Here is a 24,405-nt window from a genome sequence, read left to right as displayed (position 1 = left end):
TCAGGACTGGGCAAAGCGTTCATGAAAATCATTCGCTGATCTGCAAACAGGTGGTTTTTTCAGTATCGAATTAAATGGCGGATCTTCATATTTTGAATAAAACTGCAGTTGCAAACCATATTGTTGCAGGAATATCTGTTCATATTTTTTTGTGAAAGCATTGTAGGCTCTTTCAATCATTCTTTTCTCCTGTGCATTTTTTCGTTTAAAATATTCTTCATCGGATGAGATTGAATAAATAAGGTAAATGGGTAAGAAGAAAAGAGTAACAACAGCAAAACTTATCAGCCAACTTCCGGGATGCTCATTGGAAATTACTTTTATGCGGTAGATGAAATATGCCCCCTGCTCAATGCGGAATGTGGAAACGGCTGCCAACTCTCTTTTTTTTTGATTAATGTAAGCGATCTTGCTGTCGGTACGCTGGACATCTGCCGGTGATCCTAAACTGATATAATTATTTCTTTCTGCCTGAAGTTTGACCAGATCATTTGCAAACAGGTGCTCAATTTTAAGTGTATGTTTTTTTGCCAATTCTGCTTTGTGAGTTTTGATTTCTGTTTCAATTGCATGCCGGTAGAAAAATACTTCAATAGGTTTAGAGATGATGAAACCTATAAACATTACAAATCCCAGCCTGGTGACATTGGAAAAATTAAGCAGTCTTCGATGTCGTGCATCCTTGGTGAAAGTGTTTACAATGAAAATAAACAGCAATACAAACAACAATGATAAAAAAGTAGACAATAGTATTTCCACAAGTAATGCATGGAACAGCAGTTCGATAGCGTATACAATTGAGGCAAACGAAATTATGGCAATCAGTAAAATGATAATGGAAGACAAATAGAATTTAAACAGGACAGTTCCGCCGGCCATTTGCATCAGTTCATATTCCCCACCAAGCAGTTTGATAAATCCTTTCGGTTTTACCATCCACGAGAATTGACGTTGCCGGTTCATGCCTCAGTTTTTGTATCAGAATCAGTAATATAGCTGCCGGGGTTAGCTGTTACTTCCTGCATTTTTATATCCCTCCAGCTTTTAATGGCCTGCTCGCTGATATCGCTCTGTGATTGGAGTATCTGTATTTTTTCTTTCAGTAGTCTTAATGCTTCATGCTGGACTACTTTGTCTCTTTCGTGTCCTTCCTTTTCACCTTGGTAAAAGTTGTACTGAACTTCGATGCCTCTTTCAGCTTTTATGAGTTCTTTTATGTTTTCCTCCATGTAATCATAAGGTCCTTTGATTAACATTAACTTAAAAAAAATTGGTGTTAATTCAAGAGCCAGAAATAACAACGTGATGAACAGCGATATTACCCAGCCGGCTATTTCATGCGCCAGTTTTATCCTTTCCAATAGGCCATCCAGACCTGCAGCTACTTTTTCGCTCGCATTTAGTGCTTTTTCTCTTCTTTTTTCGATTTCCTCTTTTTCTTTTTTTATTCTTACATAGTCAGGATTTTTTTTATCCTGTTCGATTTCTGCTGCAACCTGTATCATTTGAGCCTTTACCGCAAGAGCTCTTGGCCCAACGGTAATTGTTCTGGCTTCTTCGATATACTGTTGTTCCAGATCGGTATGTCTTTTTATCTTCCCCTGTAACTCAGCTTCGAATTTTGCGATTTCTTTGTCCTTTTTCGCCAGCTCAGAATTAAAGAGACTGTCTGTTTTGGCTTTATAGATCTGCTGCTGCTCCATTTGTTTTTCATGAAGCTTTACATCAATTTCTGTTTTAAACATTCTTATCTCCACCGGTTTTGAAATAGTTAAAGCGATAATGGAGCCCATGATAATACGGGGGAGGGCGCTTTTAAATTCTTTGCCGGTAATGTCTTCAGTACCATCGCCTTTACCAGTGCTGGTTACAATGAAGCGGTCGATATTGAAAATGATAAGACCCCAGATTGTTCCAAAGATGATCGATTTGATCAGGGTGCCTGTGTGCACCGCATCATAGCTGCTTGTGATATCAGCTGCTGTTTTAAATGAGTCGATGGCATTTCCACGAGGTTCAAAAATGGTATAAAATGCAAATCCGCCAGCAATGCCGGCCATGAAGCCTGTTGCAACGATAATACCACCGAGACAGAGGTATTTCATCTGGTCACCATAGGTACTTCTTTCAAGGATATAACGATCTGCACCTGCAGCTTTCCATAAGAGCCGCATGAACAGACCTGCTTTTGGTGTTTGATAAAAATCACGCTGATGCATAACTGATTGTTTATTGGTAAAGGATGGGTTGAATAATGGTTGCAAGCGGTTGTGTAGTTACCTTAAACTGATTGATCTGTTTAATTGTGCAAAATCGCTGTTGAGTTTTGAGACGTTTACAGGAAATGTTGTTTCTCAAATGGGCTATTTGCGGCGTATGTAGTACCGTTTTGTTGAGAGGTTGAAAGCCGTCAATGAGTTGAGCCGTTGCGGCTTCATCGAGCTGTACCATTTGCAGTTGAAGAATTATCGTTGTTTTTCTCCAGTAGTTGGCAGCCTTAAATGTAATCTGGCTGAAATGAGCAGGGATGGTTACAACTGCAGCATTGTGTGCTGCATGATATCTGTTTCTGAGGGGAATAAATTTTACTGTATATGCATGCTTTAGTTCCCAGGCCACAAATAAAAATGGCTTGTTTTTTACAAGCATTGGGAGGTAGCTGAGTTGAATAACCCGGGGCTTTTTAAAACAAAACAAACGTGTAAACAGGCTGGTTTTCATCATAAACAATTCTGGTTAATGAGAGATTACAGCAGTATGTCAATTATAAATAGTGGATAACACATGGTTTGCAATATATCCTTTGCTGCAAATGGATTTTTACGGTTTGCCGTAAGAGGTAAAAGAAATGCACTAACACAGTCATTGGCGGAAGCGACGCAGGAAATATTATTTGTAGAAGTGTTCCTTAACAAGATGTCAACTGATCAGAAAAAAATGAGCATTATAAGTGAAAACAAAAATCCTGATAAAACAACCAGCACGATCATGCACCCCCTAGATGTTCGATTATAAACTCGGTTATAAGCGGCTTTTTTGGGATTGGTTAACCAGCCCAATCCCCTTGGGGCTTTAAGGCCAAGGTTGTGCCTCACCACTCTTTTCAATGAGGTTCTTGCAGCGATTCTTTTTTTTAGTGATGGCTTTCTGAATCCGAATTTCATGATGAGGTGTTTAAATGCTTTGCAATGTATCTTTTGCGCAGTTAAGGGAAATACTGTTTTCCGTAAATATTATTGTTGCAGGGCTGGTATTTTTAATTAGTTGATTAAGAGGGAAAGTTCTCACTCTCATTTTTTGAGAACAACTTAAAAATATTGAAATGCCAATAGGAACAACAGCCAGAACTGGTGAAAAATGTCCTGAAAGTGGAATTTGGAAAGTACAAGGTACTCCAAGTACGACTGCTCCTATAGCTAAAGGTAACACCATGCCGCCTTATGACGGTAAAGCTGTTATATGGATACTTATCCAATTAGCTTAATGAAGAAAAGAATCTTTCTTCATCTATAGATAAAAGGTCAAATTAGAAAATTGACCTTTTATCTTTTTCCTGCGCTCGTTTACTATATTACATTTTATGGAAATAATTATATACCTCATCACTGGACTTGCAATTGGCACACTTATCGGTTGGTTAGCTGGAAAAGCGACCGGCCGTTTTGAATGGGAAAAGAAGCTTGCTGGTATGCAGCAACAATATGCTGATCTGGACAAAGCGTTTGCAGGCTACCGTGCTGCACAAACCATGCAGGTGGATAATCTCCGGGAACAAGTGCAGGCGAAGGCTGAAGAACTACTGCATTCGCAGCAGGCTGTTAAAGATAGCCAGTTACAGATACTGGATACTGCTTCTCAACTGACGGGTGTAAAAGCAGAACTGCGGGCGGCTCATCAACTGTTGCAGGAAAAACAACAGGAAGCAGAATTGTTGAAAGAAGAAGTACGGGTAACAAGGCTGGAACTTGCCGGATCTGTTAACCGGCTTGCCGGCCAGGTGGCAAACAATGAAGCGTTGCAGGAGAAGCTGCATACGCAGAAAGAAGAGATGGCAGTCCTGAATAAAAAGTTTACGACAGAATTTGAGAATATTGCAAATCGTATCCTGGAAACAAAGACAGAAAAATTTACCGAACTGAATAAAACAAACCTGAATAGTATTTTAGAGCCACTGGGTAAGAATATTTCTGAGTTTAAAACGAAAGTGGAAGAAGTGTACCAGAAAGAATCGCAGCAGCGCTTCTCCTTAGGAGAACGTGTGAAAGAACTGGCAGAGCTGAATCGTAAAATCAGCGAAGAGGCAAACAACCTGACCCGTGCACTGAAATCGGAATCGAAAACCCAGGGTGGTTGGGGTGAAATGATACTGGAAAATATTCTGCAACGTTCGGGCTTGGTAAGGGACCGTGAATATTTTATGGAACACCAGTTGTATGATGAACAGGGGAACGCTTTGCGTTCGGATGCAGAAGATAAAAAGATGCGGCCGGATGCGGTGATCAAGTACCCGGATAACCGACATGTGATCATTGATTCGAAAGTATCGCTCAATGCATTTACGAGAGCGGTGGATGCAACTGATGAAGCAACAAGATTGCATGCACTGAACGAACATGTGGCAGCGATTAAACGGCATATCCAGACACTGAGTGCAAAAGGATATGATGATTACAATAAGACGCTGGATTTTGTGATGATGTTTGTGCCCAGTGAGCCTGCTTATATTGCTGCATTGCAGGCTGATGCCGAACTGTGGAACTATGCGTATGACAGACGAATACTTTTACTGAGCCCCACGAACTTAATTACTTCTTTAAAACTGATTGTTGACCTGTGGAAGCGGGAATACCAAAACCAGAATGCCAACGAGATTGCTGAACGGGGAGCCAAATTGTATGATAAGTTTGTAGGTTTTATCAGCAACCTCGAGGATGTAGGGGACCATTTACAAAAAGCCCAAAACAAATACGGAGAGGCTTATAAACAGCTGGCTACTGGTAATGATAACCTTGTAACACAGGCAACGAAACTGAAAGACCTTGGTTTAAAGACCAAGAAGAGTTTGCCGGAGAATTTGTTGAACAGGCAAGGTGAGTAAAGGGTTGAAGAGCGCAGCGCTTCTACTTTTGCTGCAGGTGTGCTTTTTACAAATTTAAAATGCAGAACTATTGTTCTGCAGGTATGATCATGAATGCATTGCTTTTACAATAACCGTTTTTGGAAGGCCGGTAGGAGATATAGCCATATAATGAAAGATCGTTGATACAACGGTTGAAGGTATGCCTGGCATTAATTTTTGCATTGCGCATCACCTCCTGTCGTTTAAACTGAACAGGGTTTTCTCCTTTAGAAAATGAAATATGCAGCAATGCCATGTATAAGCTGATATGTGTTGTGCCGATACGGGGATCTTCCGCAATTTTCTGATAGAATGTTTTCCAAATGAGTTGCAGTTCCATAGACTAGTTTGTTTTTCTAGTTTCATTTGTTTTGCTTTCAGATTTTACTGTATTCGATTTTTTTCGGTTTATTTTTTCACTGCCATGTGATGTATGCAGCCGTGAAACGATTTGTGGTTTTCCTTTCACACGCATTTCTTTTTCAATCCGTTTGAATTGTAAAAACCTGTAAACATCCTGTATGGTTACTGATGCCTGCTGATCGGTACAGTAAAACCGTTGTATGATCTCATTCGTTGCTTTTGGTGAAGTAACAGTACCCATCAAAGCGTGATAGGGAATAACTGACCAGTATTTTTGTTTTAACAGGATAACCTGTTGTTGTCCTTCTTCTGTTTGATTGAGCTGGACGAACTGTTGCATGATCTTTTCAACTTGTGCCGATACAGAAAGAATCCTGTCTTGCTCGGTAGGAGAAGCTTCGCTAAAATCAAAGACTATTTTCCAGTCAATGGTTTTCATCAACCTGTCCAGCTCATCCAGCTTGATGTCATTGATCGTTAGACCGTCAAGCGGAACATACTTTTTAAAACCAGCGTCAAAGTAGTCTAAACAATAAACAGGAACTTCCGGTTCGGATTTGAAGTGGAAGTGAAAGAACAGTTCATCGTTATTGATGCTAACCGATTTTGTAATCGTAAAACATGCCGGCAGCAGGCAGATCCGTTTTGCCAGGCATGCCGTCATGTTTTTAAAACCGATTAGATCCAGTTGAGATGAAAGCGAGGTGAGATTTTCAAGATGCATATACATTCAATTAAAAGGGAAAAGGGATAGAGAGTATCTTACGATACCCCCAATCCTTTTCCTTTGCTTTCCCTTTTTTTGGGAAGTAGTGTTTTCTCTGCTTTTTTTTCTTTTTCAGGCTTTGTTTTTAGTTCAGGTTTCAGGTCTTTTTTTTTATCATCGGCAATATCCTCTTTCTGTGCTTTTGCAGTTCCTGTTCCATTTACCTGGTATTGGACCATTGCTTCTTTAGTAACCATTTTCATGTTGCCATCATAAAGCGTTACGTTTTTAAATTGCGGGTTTGCTTCCACGAACATCTTGTGACTTTCTCCATCTTTTTCAATAGTAATTGACTGAACATTTCCTTTCTGCAGCGATGCTATAAGTGCCTTCTCTTTATCTGGATCGTTGAGTTCAGCAACGGCAAATTTTCCTACGGCTACTTTCAGGTCGTAACCGTAGTTTTCATGGTATTGCTTTACTTCAAACCCTTTGTCGGTTTTGTTGTCAAAATCCAGTTGTAACCAGGCTTTGTAAGGCTGGCCTTCTTTTGTCAGCAATTCTTTATGCACGGCTCTGCCATCAAGCAGGTTAAAAGCTTCTTTGGCCGTAACGCCTTTGCCTTTGTTTAAGTAAAACGTTTGTTCAACCGTGTCGCCATTACTGCGGTGCAGTGTTGCCTGGTAATTGTTGAAAAAATACATGTCTGTTGAATCAGACTTGCGGAAGTTCAGCATAGCTTCAAAACCTTTGTTGCCGATTTCATTGAAGAATTCCAGCTTGAATTCCGGTTTTCCTTCCTGCATATTTTTTTCAAGTTCGGCTTTGAGGTTTTCGCCGAAGCCCATGTACTTGAGATTGTCACTCAGGTACTGAAGATTTTCCTGGTTCATGTTTTTTGAATTTAATTGTTCTGAAATAGTTTTTGATTCGAAATGCTCTATCAGTGCATCCGTGAATGCATTGCCATCCCGGTTGTGTAATCCGTTTTGATCCGGGTCAATGATTGGCGGTTGATGTAATTGTTCTCCATAGGGAATCTTAGCAAGCAGATCTGGAATAGAATTAAATGGAAGTACATGAAAACGATCATGATCACTGATGTTGTCGGCAGCAAAGCTTTTTGCTTCTACAAGAGTGGAAAAGAAATAAACATCTGTTTTATCCAGAAAATAAACACTGTTGTTGTAGACCATAAATGGCTTACCGTCACGCAGTGCCTGTTCAGCCAGTTCCAGTATTTCATCAGAAAGAGGATGTTCGTTCTGCATGTTTATACATTTGTTCTTTTGGATCTGCGATTGCGGTAGATAGGATTGTATTCATCCAAATTGATTATGGAATACTGTTTGATTTGGCTGCGTAATCCGGCAGCAGGATTGATTGCATCAGCTTTTTATTGGAGATCTTTAATTGCAGATGGCGACCGCCGTTTTTTTCCATCAGCTGAAACAGCATTTGTTTGGCGTCCGGTATAGTCACCTTTTGAACAGCAATAACCATTGTATATGATGTCATTGCTTTGATGACTCCGGGATTTGCCGTAACCAGCAGGGGAGGTAGTTCCTGTTCCTGTAGAGCGGTGCGTTTGGCTTTTTTTCTGTCACGAATAAAGAGTCGCATCAGTTCCGGCTCAAAATCAATAGGGCTGTTATTGGTTAAGTGCAACTGAAAATAAAGTATATCACTCTGTACATAAATGCCGGTAATTTCTGCCGCCATATCCCATTTGCTATCACGGATTCCGTTGATCGTTCGGGGGTTATCCAGTATGCCTGTTGCATAATTTTGTAGCGGTGAACTTTTTTTGGCAGCTACATGATAAACCTGTTCTTCCGGTTGCGAATGGTAACGAACAGCAAATGAATATAAACTGCCATCAACGGTCACAACACTCAAGTTGGTCTCTGAAAAATTCTTTGTTGCTGCTTTTACCAGGAGTATATGCGGGGCGTCTTTGATACCTTGTACCAGAATAGCCTTTGCGCCACGATCCACATGAAGGATGGGATTCGAAAAAACAAGACTGCTTGTTTTATCAGTGGTTATACTGATTGTCGTTTGTGCTTGTACCCGAAACAAGGTAACGCACAGAAGTAAAAAGAAGATGAGCTGTTTCATATCAATTGTTATTTGGTGATAATTGTTGTTCTCTTTTTTTATCCCTTAGTAAAAGCCGGTGGCCTTCTTTTACTACTACTTTCACCTGTTTTACTTTTTTGCCAAGCAGTTGTTTCAAGGTGTTTACACCAGCTGTTGCTGCCTGTGCACGAAAAGAAGGATCGAGCGTCAGAATATCCATTTGTTGCAGACTGCTTTGCGCAGATTCTTTTACCACATCACGGCTGATTGCACCGGGGATATAGATGCCGGACATTCCATCCATATCGAAGACCTCTAACTCAACAGGAAAAATATGTTTGCCATAACGAAGACTGCTGATGTTAATTTCCAGACGTTCATCATTGAGAGAGACTTTGCCATTTAGCTTTGTTCCTTTTGGTATCTGGATACCATTGATGAAAAGATCGGTCGCAACCCGCATTTGTATAATTGAACCATGCACCAGCGTTTGTGTTGCATGCACAACCGCTTCAATGGAAGTTGATTCTTCTTCTTTATTTGTTTCATCGATGCCAAAGAAACCTACGTTGAACTGCTGTTCATTTGTATTGCTGTCCAGCAAACTTGTAACAGTTGTTTTTTTATTCGCCGTTACAGGAAAAACAATATTTCGTTGTTTTGCGGATTGTTCTTTGAGTTTTTCTTTGACCCGTTCGGGGTGTTGGATGTCAATGATTTTTTCCAGTGTCCCCTGTATTGCTTTTAGTTCAGGATTATCCTGGCCGTTGTTTTGCATTTGTAGCATGAGCTGATTTAGGCGGTCAACTTCTGCATTAAATGATGGTTCCGTTTCATTGCTGACAAAGGAAGATCTGTTTTTTTTAAGGGAAGGATTGTTTCCTAATTGTTCCTGCAACAAGGCAAGCTTTCGCATCAACTCATCTTCGCTACTCGTTTCTTTGTTACTATACGGCGAACTGTTCAGTCCATAGTTGTACTTGGATGCTGTCTGTTGGGTCAGCAGTTGCAGCTCATTTGCTGAGCTGTGATTACTGTCAAGTCGTTGCCGGTAATAAGGATCTGTGCGCATCCATTCTTCCAGTTTCAGCGAATCTTTTTCTGCCTGCTCATAAAAACGTAGCTTGTCAGCAGGGTCCGCTTCATTCAGTTTTGAATCAGGAAGATTGAGTAATAGCCCGGCTGTATTTGTATGCGGGTTATCATCAGCTTTTTTTCCTCCTCCCAAGGCCCAGAAAGCCAGACTGATAAAAGGCAGACAAATGAGGGGGAGCATGACCAGCATTTTGCGTTTACGTTTAAATGCTGCTGAATGCTGAACGGTTTCTTTTTTTGCTGCAGGTACCTGTGACACTGCATTCGTTGCATCACTTTTCATACGCTTCATGTTTTTGTTGTGAAGAATAAAATTGTGCGAGCATCCTGATGCTATCAATCAAACCCGGCCGGGATTGCAGGATGCTGTCATATTGTTTTGAATACTTTTTTTGAAGGCTGTCGAAATACATTTTCAAGTTCTTGATTTTTGCAGCAGTGATTGAGTCTTTGACTGGTAATCGCATAGGATCGTTCCGGTCGTTCTGATAAATTATTTCCGGTTGTTGTATAGCTGATGGCTTGAAGAACTGTAATCCTTTTGATGGTTGCAGTAATGCTGTACCAATGATGTACAGACTGTAGAATCCTGCAGTACTTAATACTACGCCAAACATAATCTTAGATTGTGATACACCCAGCTTGTTAATGATCGCTTTCATAAGTCGTACAAAGCGTTCCTGCAACTGCTGAATAATCCGAACAATGATTGCAGCCATACGGTCAGTTGGCATGCTGTCATTTTTGATTGTTTGTATTGTTTGTTTTTTTCTGAACATGATCAGCGGTTTTGCGATTGTATATCCTGGTTGGAAACTGTTCGCCATTTTTCAATCAGAAATCCATGCGGGTTATGATCGGAACGTGCTACGCTTCGCAGGTAACCTTCCGTGATTAATAACCTTGTTACAATACTGGCCGGACGGATGATCCGTTGTTTGCCTGTGTATCGGAAATAAAAGGGATACTGATCGATATTGACAGCAATACTGTCTGCTTCGATTTCCTGACTGATATTACCGGAGATGACACTGGCGAAATAGCCGTTTTCTTTCAGGTTGTCATATTGTTCTTTTGCTGACCTGTCGGCGAGGTAAAGTGCTTTGGAAATATGTTCCTGGATTACTTTGTCGTCAGGATCAAGCGAAAAAAAATAATGATGAAACATTTTGACATGGTCCATTGCTTCAACAGGAATATTTTCTTTTCGTTCTGCCGCAAAGGCTTCAATGGCTTTGCCATTGGCTAGAATAAACACCCGTTGTTGTGATTGCTGACTTGCCTGGTAGCTTTTGGTAACAATAAAAACACAAAGCAGAAGAGTGCCTGTAATAAACAGCACTGATACAAGCCGTATATAACGGAATGCTGTATCAATATTTTTCATTTTCTGAAACATCTTACACTCGTTTTCTTTCTCACTAATTGTTTCACATATCACATGTTTGACGTCAATCAATGACGGTTAAGTCTTGCCGCTTAATTTATCGTGCTGGTAACCATTACCGCCTCCACCTGCGGTGTCCTTAAAGTAGCCACCGGAAAGCCCAGCATCGGCCATGGAACTGGTCAGTTTATTATAGCCGCCGCTGATCGCATCCTTTGCCATGGAAGCACCACCGCTTGCAACGGCCATTGTGGAGCTGCTCATCATCGAAGTAACTTTTTGCATCAGTGTGTTACCTCCACCTGCATTGATGATATAGTTGGCAACAGATGGCACTGTGAAATAGCCGACGATCCCGATGATCAAAAAGATCAGGTAAGCAGTATCGGTGGAACTGAAGAATGTATCACCCGAATTGCTGATCTGTTGCAGATCAACTTTGAGCATATTCTCCTGTATCTTCCCAATGATCCCCCCAAACACATTGGCAACCGGCAACCACAGGAAAATATTCAGATAGCGGGCAATCCACACCGTTAACGTGTGCTGAAAGCCATCAAATACAGCAATGCCGAATACCAATGGTCCGAGTATAGACAGCACAATCAGGTAAAATGTACGGATGGTGTTGATGCAGAGTGCAGCTGCTTCAAACAGGATCTGTAATACCTCCGCCATCCATTGCTTAACAGAATTGCGGAATTGATAAGAGAATTTCGCAGCAGCAAATTTGACATCATTGCCGATACTTTCAAGAACCCCTTCCGGTTGATTTTTGTAATAATATTTGTACCAGCGATCACGATCTCCAATACCCGAAGGGCCAACATACATCTGCCAGTAGGCTGTTTGTTTGATGGCCTGTTCCTTCATGATCAGCAGTTGGGCAATCGCTTTATCAGAGTTTTTTACCATCGCAGCTGAGGCCGTAACGGTGGGTTTCATGACACCATTGATCATTGCAATTACAGAAGGGAAAATAAGGATGGCAAACCCAAGCACAAACGGCCGGAACAGGGGATAGAAGTCCACCGGTTCAGCTCTGGCAATATGGCCCCATACTCTTGCAGCAATGTACCAGGTAGCAGCAAAACCGGCAATTCCCCGGCCAACTCCAATCAGTTGGCTGCAAAGTGGGATCATCTCTTCATACAGCTGGTCAAGTACCGATTGGAGGCTGCGTATACTCCCTGCCATCGAGTTTTGTGCCATGCCGGTCATAGGAAGAATAATTGCCAGTGTTATGATCATGAACCTTACACACAAATACATACACACAGTTTTTAAAGAATGAAGTAGTCTATGTCATTGTCAACGATGGAGCAGCCGCATACGGTCAATTTGATCCTGTTCTGACCTTCGCTGTAAAGAAAGCAGTCTTGTGCTGTTACTGAATTCACGTACAAAGCTGTATTGTGATTCAACAGAAACAAATATGCGGTCAATGGCTGCTAGGCGTTCATCATCACTCATGCGAAGTTTACCTGCTGTTATAACAAGCAGCAATTCTTCTGCATGTTTCATTGTTTGACGGATCAGGTTATCGTACACTGTTGCCAGGTAATTGATTTCGACAGTACTGAACTGTTTGTCGGATTTGAATTGCTGAAGTACTTTTTTACTATCGTTAACGATACGCAATTGATAATCGATAATGTCGGCAATCCGTTTGTATTTTTTAACGGCGGGACTGACTTCGGAAAGTCCGTCAAGAAATACTTTGTGTAATTTGAAATTACCTTCGGAGATATCTTTTACTGCATTATACCCGTTGCTGATCAGTTTGAAACCGTCATACATGTTCTGCAGTATTTTTTTGAATTGCAACAGTTTTTCTACGTTTAATAATAACTGTTGAGCTTCTTCTGCCTGTGCTTTACTTTGAAAACTCAGGCTGCACAAAAAAATGAACAGGACGATCTTTTTCATTTCAGGTTATTTAACTGTTTGGAATGTTGTATTGCATGTTGCTCGTTTATACGGTTCTGTGTCAGCAGTTGCAGCTCTTCACTCAGCGAGCGAACCGAAGATTCCAGCCGGATGGTCATTTGCTTCAGTTGACTGATTCGGTTGATCCGTTCATCGTCTTTTAATTCGAGGTCATTGGCTGTAACTAGGAGCGTCAATTCATCCACATACTGCTTGCACACATTCATCATCATTGTGACTGAACCTTTACAGAAAACCTGTTCTTCCTTAGTTAGAATGTTTTGTTGACCGATCTGCCGAAGTAATTTGTTGCAGGTAAGTAGCAGTCTTATATGCGACAGAGTAAGTCCTGACAGTGCAGTATAGCGGGTGACGGAAGGAGATACCTGTTTTAAATGATCAAACTGCAGATCATGCAGATTAAAATCGCCGTTTTTAATGTTGTTGACGGTGCGTAATCCACCGCTGACAATCGAGTAACCTTGACGTGCATATTTCAGAAATATTTTCAGCGCAGCGATCTGTTGAATCATTTCTTTGGGTGGCTTGCTCGTCTGCGCTGTTGCGTTTTGAGACAACAGCGTTAATGTAAGAAGTAGTATCAGGAGTTGTTTCATGGTTGTATAGTTTGAAGATAAATCGATAGCTAGTTCAATGGCAAAGCATACAACTTGCGTATATGATCAATTTCGCCTTTTTCCAGTCCACGCTGAATAGCAATGAGTTTATTTTGTTCATTGAAGTTTCTCAGGTCTGCATATTGTTCATCCAACGTACCGGCAATGGTCTGGATAATCTCCAGGCGTTTGCCATCGGTCATCTGCGTTTCAAACGAAGTAATTACCAGGGTTAATTGGTCGATATTTTTGATGCTCTGTTCAAGAATTCCGTTATATACGGCATACATGTATTGCAGTTCTTCTTTAGAGAAGTGTTTGTCTTTTTGAAACACTGCCCAGGCCTGCTTGTACTCCTTTACCAGTGAGGATTGCCGTTCGATGATATCTTTCACGGTTTTGAGATAGGTAATAGCTGTTTTTACTTTCCACAACTCATCAAAATATTCTTCGTATTGTTTACGCTGCTTTTCAACCCAATCTTTTATTTCATTTAATTTGAGTTCGGACATTTTATTTTCGACAGTCTTCTGTGCATTTTGTAACCAGATGGTTTTGTTTTGTAAGCGCTGGATCTGCAGATCGATTTCTTTAATGACTTTGATCACAGCTTCTTTGATGATCTGCAAGATAGGATCAGCAGCTTTTGTTTGTTTTACAGGGACCAATAAACAACAAAACAGAAGTGAAACGGTAAGGAATATATTTTTCATACTGAATTATTTTATTTTTTGAAAACGGAGGCTTCCGAAATACAAAACATTTTTTTCTAGATCAAATGAGTAGGTTACAAGAGTTCGTTGATTTTTCATAAGTTTTTTTTCAGGGTAGTAGAACCCCAGATCGATGATCATTTTGTATTCTGGCTGTTGGTGTATTCCATCTAGAATTCTTTCATATTGCCATCTTTGTTCGATTATAAAGCTGTTAACTTCCTGATGTTGGATGCTTATGTTGATGGTGTCTTCAATTTGTCCATATTCATTTTGTTCACTCCGTACATACGTACCGGGTATGAAAGCAAGTGTTTGATCACTGCTTTGATTGGAGCAGCTGATCACTAACATCGATACGATGAGCAAAGGAAAAAGTTGTTTCATGTTTAACCCGTTTAGTTGTGCGTAAATTCTGCGGCTAATTCCTGGATGGCCCGTTCAAGATTACCTCCGTGTTTGCAAGCATAAGCCTGCACCTTTATTTTCTCTTTTTCTTCGGTGGTGTAAGCGAGGTATTCTTCGGGTGAAACCTCTGTACGATAGACTTTACTCACCACGCCGCCGAGTGATATAAATACTTCTTTGTATTTTCTGTTTGGATCATTGGCTTTGTTGATCGAAAGAATCAATGCTTTTTCTTTTTCTGTCAGACCCAATAACTCCTGTATCTGGTCGAACTTGTTCTGGTACTTACTTTGATCCAGTAAAATTTTACAATCGCTGTTATTGATGATGGCTTGTTTCACCACAGGGGAGGAGATGATGTCTTCTACTTCCTGTGTGACTACAATCGCTTCGCCATAAAACTTCCGCACGGTTTTAAACAGGTACTTAATATACTCGGCCATTCCTTCCTTTGCAATGGCTTTCCAGGCTTCTTCAATCAGAATGATTTTACGGATGCCTTTGAGCTTGCGCATTTTCGAAATAAATACTTCCATGATGATAATAGTTACAACCGGAAACAGGATTGGATGATCTTTGATGTTATCCAGCTCAAAAACAATAAACCGCTGCTGTAACAGATCCAGGTTTTCAGTAGCATTCAACAGGTAGTCAAATTCGCCACCGGCATAGTAGGGACGAAGTACATAGAGAAAATTGGAAACGTCGAAATCTTTATCCTGTACGTTGTCGTTTTTTAAAACAGCAACAAACTCATCTTTTAAGAATTCATAAAAACTGTTGAAGCAGGGAAAGATGCTTGAGTCTGCTTTTAACCTGTCAAAGTATAACTGCAATGCGTTGGAAAGGGCTACATATTCACTCCGCTTGAAGCTTTCGGTGTCTTTTTTCCATAGTGCCAGCAATAGCGTTTTAATACTTTCTTTTTTCTCGGTATCCAGTACATCCTCATCGGTAATGTAAAACGGGTTGAAGCGGATTGGTTCTTTTTCGGAATAAGTGAAGTAGTAGCCCTTTACCAGATCGCATAATCCTTTATAGGAATGACCAACATCAACGAGCACAATATGCGTGCCCTGTTCGTAATAAGAGCGCAGCATATGATTGGTGAAAAATGATTTACCACTTCCCGATGGGCCGAGAATAAATTTATTCCGGTTGGTACAGATGCCTTTATTCAATGGTTCATCCGAAAGATCCACATGAATCGGTTTACCCGTTAAACGGTCTCCTAAACGGATACCAATGGGGCTGAGCGAAGAACGGTAATTGGTTTCCAGGTTTAAAAAGCAACAGGCCTGTGGTGAGAAGGTGTCAAAGGTTTCATTCATCGGGAAATCTGCTGCATTGCCCGGAATACCGGCCCAAAATATCTGTGCAGCACCTTCTGTTTCCAGTTTTGGTTTGGCATCCATTTGTGTAAGTGCCGATGAGCATAGATTTCGCAGGTGTTTGATCTGCGAAGCTTCTGTTGTCCAGCTAAGCAGATTAAAATGCGCTTTTACAGGCAACCGTTGTTCACTGATGGCTTCATTCAGAAAAGCATCGGTCGCTTCTTTGGCTATGGCATTTTCACGGCTGTACGCAGCGAGTGATTGCAGCCGCAGTTTTTTACTTTCCAGTTGCTGAAAAAGCTTTTGTGTATCGTTGATAAATACATACTGACTGTAGAGATGATTACAGGAGAGCAGTTGTCCAACCGGAGAAGCAAAACCCACACTGAATTTTGTTTTATCGGTAGAGTATTTATCATAGTTGATGCGTGAACCACACATGGCCGGCACAAATTCAGCATCAGCCATGGTAAACAGCTGGCAATGAAATTCACCGATTTTCCATTCCGGTTTAAATTCAATATCACGGATAACGCCATCATGCTGTCCCAGGTTCAGATACTGCATGACAAGATCAGCAAGTTCTTCATTACGTAAGCGTTCGAGTTGTACAAAGCCGCTGTCAGTCAATATTTTTTGAAACTGACCGGTTAGGTTGAGGAATTCATGCAGGAATTTTGCATCCAGTGTTTCCTCCGGCACGATATGTTTACGCAGTAAGGTAGAAAAAAGGGAAGAAGCGGGCTTTCGTTTTCTGGCTTTTCTCGTCAAGAGTATATAGGCTTTGTGGTCGAGATAAGGTCGCTCATCAAAAAAGCGGTTGCTGCTGCGGGAAAGAAAACTTTCCTGATCTGTTTTGTAATCAGGTTGAAAACCTGCTTCTGTAAACCAATCCTGTTTGCAAAGAATACTGTTGACTGGCATCACCTTGATGGCCTTGATCCAGGCATGATGAAACGCTTCGTATTCATCATTACTCAACGTGAATAGTTCAGGAAGTGCGATTTGAAACGCAATGGTAACATCTCCATACTTGGAAAGGATCGCATCGTGCTCGATAGCATACACCGGTAATATGTCAGATAGTTTACGCATGGATTAATTGCTGTTTGAGTTGAACCAATGAATCGTTTTTAATAACAGGTGGGATGGATCGCTTGGCGATTTTTTTCATCATGCCATATTCTCCATAGGTTCTGCTGAGTTTATAAATGTGCATGAACAGTACAGAACCAAGTATGAAAGTAACCGGTAAGCAAACCAGTAAACCAAATCCACAGAGATACAGCATGGCAAATAAGATCAACAGACAAACCAGTCCTCCACCGAGATACCAGATATACTGTGCCTTCAGTCCCTTAAACTCAATGGACTTATTGATGTTTTTATTGATCGAGTAAACACTATTTATCATACAGCAAAGAATGAGCGAAGCACAGTAGCCACAATTACCAGGAACACACAGCTGCCAAACCAGGCAGAAGCAACTTTTCCGGTATCGTGATCGCCGCTATTCCATTTCTGGTACACTTTAATGGCGCCGATAAGCCCGACAATGGCACCAACTGCATACATCAGGTTGACCCCGGAAGCGAAATAACTCCGCACTTTCGTATTGGCTTCATTGATGCCGGCGTTACCATCCTGCGCAAAAGCAACGACAATACATAACAGAACAGTAGCGACAGTAAATAATAACTGTTTGAGGAAATGATTGTTGATGAAATGATTATTCTTCATAGTAGCAATTTTTTTAAGGTTAAAGGAATGCTTCGCTGCTACTTGTCTATACGCACTTGGTTCTCCTGCACAGTGCAGCGAAGCATTACAGGACTATCCAAACCACAACTGCTCAACATCGTTTTGTGAGAGGAGACCGGGAAAATAGTTGCCGGATTCTTCCAGTATAAAGCGACTCAAATCCAGCCTTTGCTGGAGTAGACGGGAGGAATACTTGCTGAGGATGGCATTCAATGAGTCGCTTAGTATGTTTGAAGAAATTGTTTCAGGGCTGTTGGCAAACAGTGCGGTGATTTCTGCTTTTACTATTTCACTGATTTCTTCATTGTCTGCAACAGCTGAGATAGTTTGCTGATCTGTGTAACTGCTGTTAGTAATAAACTGCTGTTTGATGTCGACATACTGTAGTTGCTTCGAATTAGGTAATTCCTTTTGAATACCTGAAAGTGCTAAGAGTTCCCATTTGTAGTAACGCACAGCAATGAATGTGTAGTAAAGAAACAGAACGGTCAAGATAAAGACCAGGTAATCGTTCCAGGTGATTGAGGTGAACATAGCATTATGTTTTTAAGAATGATTAGCTCAACAAAGATCCTGTTGAAAAATCATTGCTTCTCACACTATAATCACAAGTCGGAAAGATTTATTTGAAATTATTTTTTGCAGCAGTTAGGGTAAAGATCTAAGTGTTCATTTACTTATTGCCGGTTGGCATTTGAAAAATGATCTATACATTTCCGAATCAATTATTCAATGTCATTTTCCTTTTTATTTAACGAGGTTTCTTCTCCGTAAAGTCTCCCACAAAGTAAAGCTAAAAATATGTACCAAGCTTAATGGGAACGTTGCGTACAACGAAGAAGATTTTTATATTTATGCTATGCCAGTTAAAACATCTATTCCATTTACCGATGGTATTTTCTCTATTACGTTTACCTGTACAAATTGGCTGCCGTTAATTGAAATTGTAAACGGGTATGACATCGTTTATAATTGGTTCGATCATCTGAAATCAAACGGACATTATATTACTGGTTATGTTATTATGCCTAATCCCCGCCTGACCGGACGGGCAGGACCTGCATGTTTTAATTGGTTTTCGAAAAACCCATCAATCCATTAATACAATCATTGGAAATGGCAAACGATTTATAGCCTATGAAATAATAGAACGCATGCAAGCCAAAGGAGAAACAGCGATGTTAAATACATTGCGTATGCATGTGGAGGCGGAGCGAAAAGCAAATAATAAAAAGCATAACGTATGGGAATTGTCATTCGATTGGAAAAAATGCGATTCGGAAGCGTTTATTCAGCAAAAACTGGATTATTTTCATATGAATCCTTGCAGGGGGAAATGGGATTTGTGCAAAAGTCCAGCAGATTATGTACATAGTTCTGCTATGTACTATGCAACCCATGAGCAAGGCATTTATGATATAACAGGTTATGCATTATTGCTGGATATTGATTTGACTGAAGAGAAGAAGATATAAATTATACGCAACGTCCTCCCCGGGCTGTTAAGCAAACTTGCAACTCATTACAGGGAGACGTTGCCGGGAAGAAAGCTGGTTAATATTGTTAGCCCATTTGATGATCTTAGGCAGAAAGAAGGAATTGAATGGTAAAATGTATTGTACTAACAACAATACATAATGTTGAACATTAACTTATTGATTATCAAAAAACGTTTTTTAAATTAGCACTGCGTATAATAACATCAATATACGTGTTGGCTGCTACTTTATGGAGTCCGTACATCTTTGCATCTTACTAAATAAAATGAATACAAATTTGACACTCCTGAAGCTTCCCGCCTTTTTACTTCTTTTCTTATTATCATGCGGACAAACAACAAATAATCAGACTAAAACAGCAGAAGTAAACATTCATAGTAATGACACATCTAATTATGTAATCCTAAATTTTGACACAACTAACACTTCGCTTTCGAACAACACCAACCCTACTCTTTTAACAAGAGCTGAAATTGAAGAAATTGACATCATCCTTAAACAATGTGTTGACAATTACAATCCAGAGCAAAAACTAAAGTTTGACACATTATCAAAAGAACATCCAGAATACAATTTAAAGGTTGACGACTTTGTAATTGACTTATCAAGATACAAAAGACAGTATTTACCCTTCCTCAACTCAGCAGGACAAAAGGAAGTTTGGGTTAATTGCTTTTGTTCTGACTTTGCAAATTGGAGAAAAGAAATATTGACGGTTAAAGACGGCGGCAACTGTTATTTTAGTCTAACAATAAATTTGTCGACGAATACATTTTCCTATTTTATGGTTAATGGAGAAGCATAGAAAGCAGCAGCCAACATGCAGTTTTGCGGCAGCAGGGGGCGACGCAAAGCGTCGGTCATCACCTGTAATACTATTTAGCTTTTGTACCGGCTGACTTTTATCTATTTGACTTTTGAATAAAATTTTATCTTTAGTAACACCGTTCAGCACCCGTCGCCTGGGGCGACGTAAAAGAATTGCCCCGCCGACCGCAAAGCTGTGAACGTTAGCGGTCATTGTAGAGTGACACCATTAAAATAGAAAATGAAAATAGAAAATCCAGCATTTGATTACGATAAACTTGGACAAAAATATTCAGGTTATCGGCAGACAGACACGAGAATTGCAAAGTATGTATCCGATGCATTAGCCGATGCAATAACAATTTTAAATGTTGGAGCAGGTACAGGCTCATACGAACCAATCGACAGATATGTTGTTGCTGTTGAACCATCAATTGTAATGCGTTCTCAAAGACTTGAGAATGGAAAAATTCCTGCCATTAATGCCAAAGCTGATAATTTACCTTTTGATGATAATTCCTTTGACGCTTCAATGGCTATGATAACTGTACATCATTGGCCAGATATAAACAAAGGTTTAAAGGAATTGCGAAGGGTTACAAAAGGACAAGTTATTATAATGACTTTTGACCCTGCGGAGTTAGATAACTTTTGGAATGTGCATTATTTTCCAGAACTAATTGAAGTTGAAAAAGCTCGTTATCCGACCATTGATTTTATAAAAAACTCTCTTGGTGGAAATTGCGAAGTTGTTGCAATTCCAATTCCTTTAGACTGCGTAGACGGATTTCAAGAAGCATTTTATGGCAGACCAGAAGCTTTTTTAGAAAAGGAAGTCCGTTTATCACAATCTGCTTGGGGATTTTTGCCAAAAGGCGTTGAAGAAAAATTAGTTCAATCGCTGCAAGACGATTTACAATCAGGAGAATGGGATAAAAAGTATGGACATTTCAGAACTCAACCAACTTTTACTTGTGCTTTGAGATTAATAATTTCAAGGCCAGCGACCAACAAATAGAACAACGAACCGCTAACAAAAGGTTTGCCGAAAGGCTGGCGGACGGAATAACAATCGGCTGTTGTACTACTATCAACTAATATCGGGCTTGACCGAATTCTATTTGGCTTTTAGTTGTTAACTTCAACATTAGTTTTTTAATCGGCTTCGGTTGCCGGGCAGACACAGCAGCAATTCCAGCCTTGCGGCAAGCCTCGTACGTTGTGTGCAACCGGTTGACAGTCTAAAATTTTCATCTTTATATGTCTGACTTGATAAAAAGATATTTTCTTAACACTGCTGACAACGCAAACGAATTTAACCCGCCTGCAACAGATAAAAAGATATCAGAGTTAGAAAATCAATTGAGTATAGAGTTGCCGACCGATTATAAAGACTTTTTAAAGTTTACAAACGGTTTTGCCGGACTCGTAAACGAATTTGTTGTTGACTTCGACCCAGTTGACACAATCTATAAAAGCACGCAGGGCACTTGCGCAGAATTTTTCCCCTGGGCAATTTGCATCGGTACAAATGGTGGCGGAGAAATGTTTGTTATTGACAAACGACAAACCCCTTACCAGTTTGGACTTTTGCCCAAGATTGCTGACGAGAAGGATTTTCTTCCGCTCGGTGACACTTTTGAGAAGTTTGTTGAAGGGCTTTATAATTACACAGCGTTTGACAAAATATAGTTGGACTATCCAAAGGCGGCGTACAACATTTGGTTTTATGCAAGTTGGGCACATCATAACATAATCAGCTATTTGCAATTCCTTGGTTCAGTTCGGTCAGACGAATACCTATTAACTTATGTACTTAACTTCATCAACATGTTTTCAATCAGTAGCGGTTATGGGCAGACAGAATACTATTTTCTAACCTACATAAAGCCCTGCTCGTTGCCTGCAATCTTATGAGGCATTCTCTAATAATCATATCACTTTTCCTTGCATCTTGTTATAGTTCTTTTAATGACAAACAAAAGGTGGACAAAGACTATGTTAGCTATGTTGAAATTCGCAAGCAGTTTGACACAGTTTCCTTACGCTTGACCACTGACCAAGTTGTTGACTTAATAGACAATTGGAACAGTTCCAGTACAAAAGGACCGAATAAATATTTACCAGAATACTTTTTGACCATTCATTTCAAAGGTGACAGTACACTTTCTTACAGGACAAGCAGCGACTTAATTAAACAACGAAGTGATTGGGCTTACTCTGTTGGCAGCAAAGACTATTTTAAAAACATTTGGGTTAAACAAGCAGGTTTGACCGATAAATATTTTGAGTACTACCCAACTTATGCGAAAGAAGGTAAATTCTTTAAAGACGGAAACCCTTTAGACAAAAAACATTGCGAAGCAATAAAGCAAGTACTGACATATTATAATCACAATTGGACAGACATCAGAGGACAGATATTTTATGAAGGAAAAATTGATGATGAACTATTATGGAATTATACGACAAAGGCTAATGATAGTATTTGGCTTTCATCACACAAGTGACGAAAGCCAGCAGGCAATATGAGGTTTGCTGCTTTTTCGTATAGGTTGGTGAACCCGCCAACCGCAACAATACCCTAAAAAAGAAACCGGTTGAAGAAGACTCCAACCATCAAGTAAATAGTACAAGCCCGCTTGCAGATTTAGTTGAGCATGGGCTTTAGAATGCGTGCAATTGTGCAACCCAACAATGTAAAAAACGCAGATGGCAAGTATTGAAAATTAACTGATTAGAAATTTGTTTGCGTTGCGTAATTTTGTTGTGTGTTATTTTTTAAGAACTCCAAAACGCCTTAGAACATTTAAACATGAAAACATATTTCGTAGACTCTTTTACAAATGAAAAATTTAAAGGAAACCCGGCAGCAGTTTGCCTTCCTGACACAGAATTAGACGCTGACTTAATGCAAAAAATTGCAACTGAAATTGGCTTTTCTGAAACTGCATTTATACGACAGATAGCAGACAACAAGTATAGCATACGATTTTTTACGCCAAAAGTTGAAATTCCTTTGTGTGGACACGCCACATTAGCTTCGTCAAAAATTGTTTTCGATACAACCTCGTTTGACAATATAAAATTTATTAACTGTAACAATATTGAACTTTTTATTGAGAAAATAGAAAATAAAATCAGAATGCAATTTCCTGTTTATGACACGGAAGAAATTGACGTTCCAAAAAGTATGTTAGATGCACTTGGAATTTCTGAAATGATCAATAAACGATACAACCCAGTATATAAAATTATTTTACTTGAAATAGAAAGTGCGATTGCGTTGGCAAATTTGAGACCTGATTTTACCGCATTGATCAATTCATATACAGGAATAAACGGTGTATTAGTTACAGCTATTTCAGACAGCGAAGAATTTGATTTTCATTACAGATATTTTTGGCCCTGGGCAGGAACGAATGAAGACCCAGTAACAGGTGGTGTTCAAACTTTTTTGACAAAATATTGGGTGACAAAATTGAACAAAACAAAATTGAATGCCTATCAATCTTCATTAAGAACAGGAATAATGGGTACTGAACTTTTGGAAGACAAAGTTTTCATTTTAGGTGAGGCTGTAACCGTTTTAGAAGGACAATTAATTTTATAACTATGATTATTGACACTTTAAAAAAATTATTCAACAGAGATTTAAATCGATTAAAAACTGAAATTGAGCAATATAAAAATGAAGCTGACATCTGGAAAGTTACAGGACAAATTAGTAATTCAGCTGGTAATCTTTGTTTGCATCTGGTTGGAAATTTAAACACATACATTGGAAGAGAATTAGGCAAGACAGGTTATGTAAGAAATCGACCGTTGGAGTTTTCTTCAAAAGATGTTCCAAGACAAGAACTAATTCGACAGGTTGAACATACAATCGAAATGATTAATCAAACATTGGATAGTCTTGATGAAAATATTTTGAATACTGAATATCCGGATTTAGTATTTGAAGAAAAAACATCAACAGCATATTTATTAGTTCACTTGACAACTCATTTAACTTATCATTTGGGACAAATAAATTATCATAGGCGACTGATTGAAAGTAACAGAACGTAAAGCAGCACAGCACATGAGGTTTTGTGTAAGCAGGGCTGGATGTTGAAACTTCGGCTGCTTGCAACATTGAACTTTGGTTTGGCCTAGACGGAGTGCTGTTGGGCTTTTAGTTGTTAACTTCTACTTTTATTTCTTTATTAGGCTGCGGTTCCGGGCCGGACAATCAACAATACCCTGCCCGTAAGCGGTAATACAATTGTAAACACTCTAAATTTTTATGGACACATTAAACTGGGGACAAGTAACACCGGAGGCAGCTAATATTGACAGAAACGAATTTGTTTACATTTATAATCATGACCTGTCTTCTCCTGAGAAAATTGACAGGACAATACGATTTATAGTTGGCAGACTTAATTACTACGATACACAATTGCCTAAAGACCCGATTCACCTAATTAAAATAGATGCAAGAGGGCAACAGCTAAGTAACCAGATTTGCGACTATATTAAAAACACTCTTTTGAATAAATACCTCAGACCTGATTTTCTGACAATAGAAATTATTAAATAA

The 24,405-nt window shown here is 39.7% G+C and carries 30 protein-coding genes; 10 read left to right on the top strand and 20 right to left on the bottom strand.

Annotation, left to right across the window (positions count from 1 at the left end):
• From IQ13_RS20935 to IQ13_RS21430, 4 genes are all read right to left on the bottom strand, one after another.
• Complete coding sequence (locus IQ13_RS20935) at positions 1 to 963, bottom strand: DUF4407 domain-containing protein (protein ID WP_144888704.1); 963 nt, start codon at positions 961 to 963, stop codon at positions 1 to 3.
• The gene (locus IQ13_RS20930; protein ID WP_144888703.1) at positions 960 to 2,219 is read right to left on the bottom strand and encodes a DUF4407 domain-containing protein; all 1,260 of its coding nucleotides are present in this window, start codon (positions 2,217 to 2,219) and stop codon (positions 960 to 962) included. Before IQ13_RS20930 ends, IQ13_RS20935 begins: the two co-directional genes overlap by 4 nt.
• Before the next feature lie 10 nt (positions 2,220 to 2,229).
• A complete protein-coding gene (locus IQ13_RS20925) occupies positions 2,230 to 2,724 on the bottom strand; it encodes a hypothetical protein (protein WP_144888702.1) in 495 nt (164 codons plus the stop codon).
• 450 nt (positions 2,725 to 3,174) lie between these two features.
• Positions 3,175 to 3,432 (bottom strand): hypothetical protein, encoded by a 258-nt coding sequence (locus IQ13_RS21430; protein ID WP_158637456.1) that lies wholly within the window; start codon positions 3,430 to 3,432, stop codon positions 3,175 to 3,177.
• Positions 3,433 to 3,580: 148 nt separating this feature from the next.
• Here IQ13_RS21430 and IQ13_RS20915 point away from each other — a divergent pair, with 148 nt between their 5' ends.
• Positions 3,581 to 5,098, top strand: a complete 1,518-nt coding sequence (locus IQ13_RS20915) for a DNA recombination protein RmuC (protein WP_144888700.1) — start codon at positions 3,581 to 3,583, stop codon at positions 5,096 to 5,098.
• Between the two features lie 67 nt (positions 5,099 to 5,165).
• On the opposite strand, the gene IQ13_RS20910 is transcribed toward IQ13_RS20915, so the two are convergent.
• From IQ13_RS20910 to IQ13_RS20835, 16 genes are all read right to left on the bottom strand, one after another.
• Positions 5,166 to 5,459 carry a hypothetical protein gene (locus IQ13_RS20910; RefSeq protein WP_144888699.1) on the bottom strand — a complete coding sequence of 98 codons (294 nt, stop codon included), beginning with the start codon at positions 5,457 to 5,459 and terminating at the stop codon, positions 5,166 to 5,168.
• Positions 5,460 to 5,462: 3 nt separating this feature from the next.
• Positions 5,463 to 6,206 (bottom strand): hypothetical protein, encoded by a 744-nt coding sequence (locus tag IQ13_RS20905; protein WP_144888698.1) that lies wholly within the window; start codon positions 6,204 to 6,206, stop codon positions 5,463 to 5,465.
• 38 nt (positions 6,207 to 6,244) lie between these two features.
• The gene (locus tag IQ13_RS20900) at positions 6,245 to 7,459 is read right to left on the bottom strand and encodes a hypothetical protein (protein ID WP_144888697.1); all 1,215 of its coding nucleotides are present in this window, start codon (positions 7,457 to 7,459) and stop codon (positions 6,245 to 6,247) included.
• 64 nt (positions 7,460 to 7,523) lie between these two features.
• On the bottom strand, positions 7,524 to 8,309 hold the full coding sequence (traN, locus tag IQ13_RS20895) for a conjugative transposon protein TraN (protein WP_144888696.1): 786 nt from the start codon (positions 8,307 to 8,309) through the stop codon (positions 7,524 to 7,526).
• A 1-nt stretch (position 8,310) separates the two neighbouring features.
• The gene (gene traM / locus IQ13_RS20890; protein ID WP_144888695.1) at positions 8,311 to 9,657 is read right to left on the bottom strand and encodes a conjugative transposon protein TraM; all 1,347 of its coding nucleotides are present in this window, start codon (positions 9,655 to 9,657) and stop codon (positions 8,311 to 8,313) included.
• The gene (locus tag IQ13_RS20885) at positions 9,638 to 10,144 is read right to left on the bottom strand and encodes a hypothetical protein (protein WP_144888694.1); all 507 of its coding nucleotides are present in this window, start codon (positions 10,142 to 10,144) and stop codon (positions 9,638 to 9,640) included. Before IQ13_RS20885 ends, traM begins: the two co-directional genes overlap by 20 nt.
• A gap of 2 nt (positions 10,145 to 10,146) precedes the next feature.
• The gene (gene traK, locus IQ13_RS20880; protein ID WP_144888693.1) at positions 10,147 to 10,764 is read right to left on the bottom strand and encodes a conjugative transposon protein TraK; all 618 of its coding nucleotides are present in this window, start codon (positions 10,762 to 10,764) and stop codon (positions 10,147 to 10,149) included.
• Positions 10,765 to 10,830: 66 nt separating this feature from the next.
• The gene (gene traJ / locus IQ13_RS20875) at positions 10,831 to 12,024 is read right to left on the bottom strand and encodes a conjugative transposon protein TraJ (protein WP_144888692.1); all 1,194 of its coding nucleotides are present in this window, start codon (positions 12,022 to 12,024) and stop codon (positions 10,831 to 10,833) included.
• A 39-nt stretch (positions 12,025 to 12,063) separates the two neighbouring features.
• A complete protein-coding gene (locus IQ13_RS20870; protein ID WP_144888691.1) occupies positions 12,064 to 12,681 on the bottom strand; it encodes a TerB family tellurite resistance protein in 618 nt (205 codons plus the stop codon).
• Positions 12,678 to 13,298: a hypothetical protein gene (locus IQ13_RS20865; RefSeq protein ID WP_144888690.1), complete on the bottom strand. Its 621-nt coding sequence runs from the start codon at positions 13,296 to 13,298 to the stop codon at positions 12,678 to 12,680. The genes IQ13_RS20870 and IQ13_RS20865 overlap by 4 nt, the downstream gene beginning before the upstream one ends.
• Positions 13,299 to 13,327: 29 nt before the next feature.
• Positions 13,328 to 14,011: a conjugal transfer protein TraI gene (locus IQ13_RS20860; protein WP_144888689.1), complete on the bottom strand. Its 684-nt coding sequence runs from the start codon at positions 14,009 to 14,011 to the stop codon at positions 13,328 to 13,330.
• Positions 14,012 to 14,017: 6 nt separating this feature from the next.
• Complete coding sequence (locus IQ13_RS20855; protein WP_144888688.1) at positions 14,018 to 14,398, bottom strand: hypothetical protein; 381 nt, start codon at positions 14,396 to 14,398, stop codon at positions 14,018 to 14,020.
• Between the two features lie 11 nt (positions 14,399 to 14,409).
• Entirely contained in the window at positions 14,410 to 16,848 is a 2,439-nt protein-coding gene (locus IQ13_RS20850) for a TraG family conjugative transposon ATPase (protein ID WP_144888687.1), read from the bottom strand.
• Positions 16,841 to 17,167, bottom strand: coding sequence for a DUF4133 domain-containing protein (locus IQ13_RS20845; protein WP_144888686.1), 327 nt, complete (start codon positions 17,165 to 17,167; stop codon positions 16,841 to 16,843). The genes IQ13_RS20850 and IQ13_RS20845 overlap by 8 nt, the downstream gene beginning before the upstream one ends.
• Positions 17,164 to 17,493 carry a DUF4134 domain-containing protein gene (locus tag IQ13_RS20840; RefSeq protein WP_144888685.1) on the bottom strand — a complete coding sequence of 110 codons (330 nt, stop codon included), beginning with the start codon at positions 17,491 to 17,493 and terminating at the stop codon, positions 17,164 to 17,166. Before IQ13_RS20840 ends, IQ13_RS20845 begins: the two co-directional genes overlap by 4 nt.
• 93 nt (positions 17,494 to 17,586) lie before the next feature.
• Positions 17,587 to 18,048, bottom strand: coding sequence for a hypothetical protein (locus IQ13_RS20835; protein WP_144888684.1), 462 nt, complete (start codon positions 18,046 to 18,048; stop codon positions 17,587 to 17,589).
• Positions 18,049 to 18,373: 325 nt separating this feature from the next.
• Between IQ13_RS20835 and IQ13_RS20830 the strand changes: the two genes are divergently transcribed.
• From IQ13_RS20830 to IQ13_RS20790, 9 genes are all read left to right on the top strand, one after another.
• Positions 18,374 to 18,616: a hypothetical protein gene (locus IQ13_RS20830; RefSeq protein WP_144888683.1), complete on the top strand. Its 243-nt coding sequence runs from the start codon at positions 18,374 to 18,376 to the stop codon at positions 18,614 to 18,616.
• Positions 18,617 to 18,668: 52 nt separating this feature from the next.
• Positions 18,669 to 18,989: a hypothetical protein gene (locus IQ13_RS20825; RefSeq protein ID WP_144888682.1), complete on the top strand. Its 321-nt coding sequence runs from the start codon at positions 18,669 to 18,671 to the stop codon at positions 18,987 to 18,989.
• Between the two features lie 289 nt (positions 18,990 to 19,278).
• Entirely contained in the window at positions 19,279 to 19,818 is a 540-nt protein-coding gene (locus IQ13_RS20820) for a hypothetical protein (RefSeq protein WP_144888681.1), read from the top strand.
• A gap of 243 nt (positions 19,819 to 20,061) precedes the next feature.
• On the top strand, positions 20,062 to 20,838 hold the full coding sequence (locus tag IQ13_RS20815) for a class I SAM-dependent methyltransferase (protein ID WP_144888680.1): 777 nt from the start codon (positions 20,062 to 20,064) through the stop codon (positions 20,836 to 20,838).
• 242 nt (positions 20,839 to 21,080) lie between these two features.
• Positions 21,081 to 21,512 (top strand): SMI1/KNR4 family protein, encoded by a 432-nt coding sequence (locus IQ13_RS20810; RefSeq protein WP_144888679.1) that lies wholly within the window; start codon positions 21,081 to 21,083, stop codon positions 21,510 to 21,512.
• A 293-nt stretch (positions 21,513 to 21,805) separates the two neighbouring features.
• Positions 21,806 to 22,330 (top strand): hypothetical protein, encoded by a 525-nt coding sequence (locus IQ13_RS20805; protein WP_144888678.1) that lies wholly within the window; start codon positions 21,806 to 21,808, stop codon positions 22,328 to 22,330.
• A gap of 305 nt (positions 22,331 to 22,635) precedes the next feature.
• Positions 22,636 to 23,433: a PhzF family protein gene (locus IQ13_RS20800; RefSeq protein WP_144888677.1), complete on the top strand. Its 798-nt coding sequence runs from the start codon at positions 22,636 to 22,638 to the stop codon at positions 23,431 to 23,433.
• A 2-nt stretch (positions 23,434 to 23,435) separates the two neighbouring features.
• Positions 23,436 to 23,891, top strand: a complete 456-nt coding sequence (locus IQ13_RS20795; protein WP_144888676.1) for a DinB family protein — start codon at positions 23,436 to 23,438, stop codon at positions 23,889 to 23,891.
• 217 nt (positions 23,892 to 24,108) lie between these two features.
• Entirely contained in the window at positions 24,109 to 24,405 is a 297-nt protein-coding gene (locus tag IQ13_RS20790; RefSeq protein WP_144888675.1) for a hypothetical protein, read from the top strand.

The organism is Lacibacter cauensis (genome assembly GCF_007830055.1).
GTDB classification, from domain to species: domain Bacteria; phylum Bacteroidota; class Bacteroidia; order Chitinophagales; family Chitinophagaceae; genus Lacibacter; species Lacibacter cauensis.
Note: the sequence above shows the minus strand (reverse complement) of the source record. Positions and strands in the feature narration are given on the sequence as shown.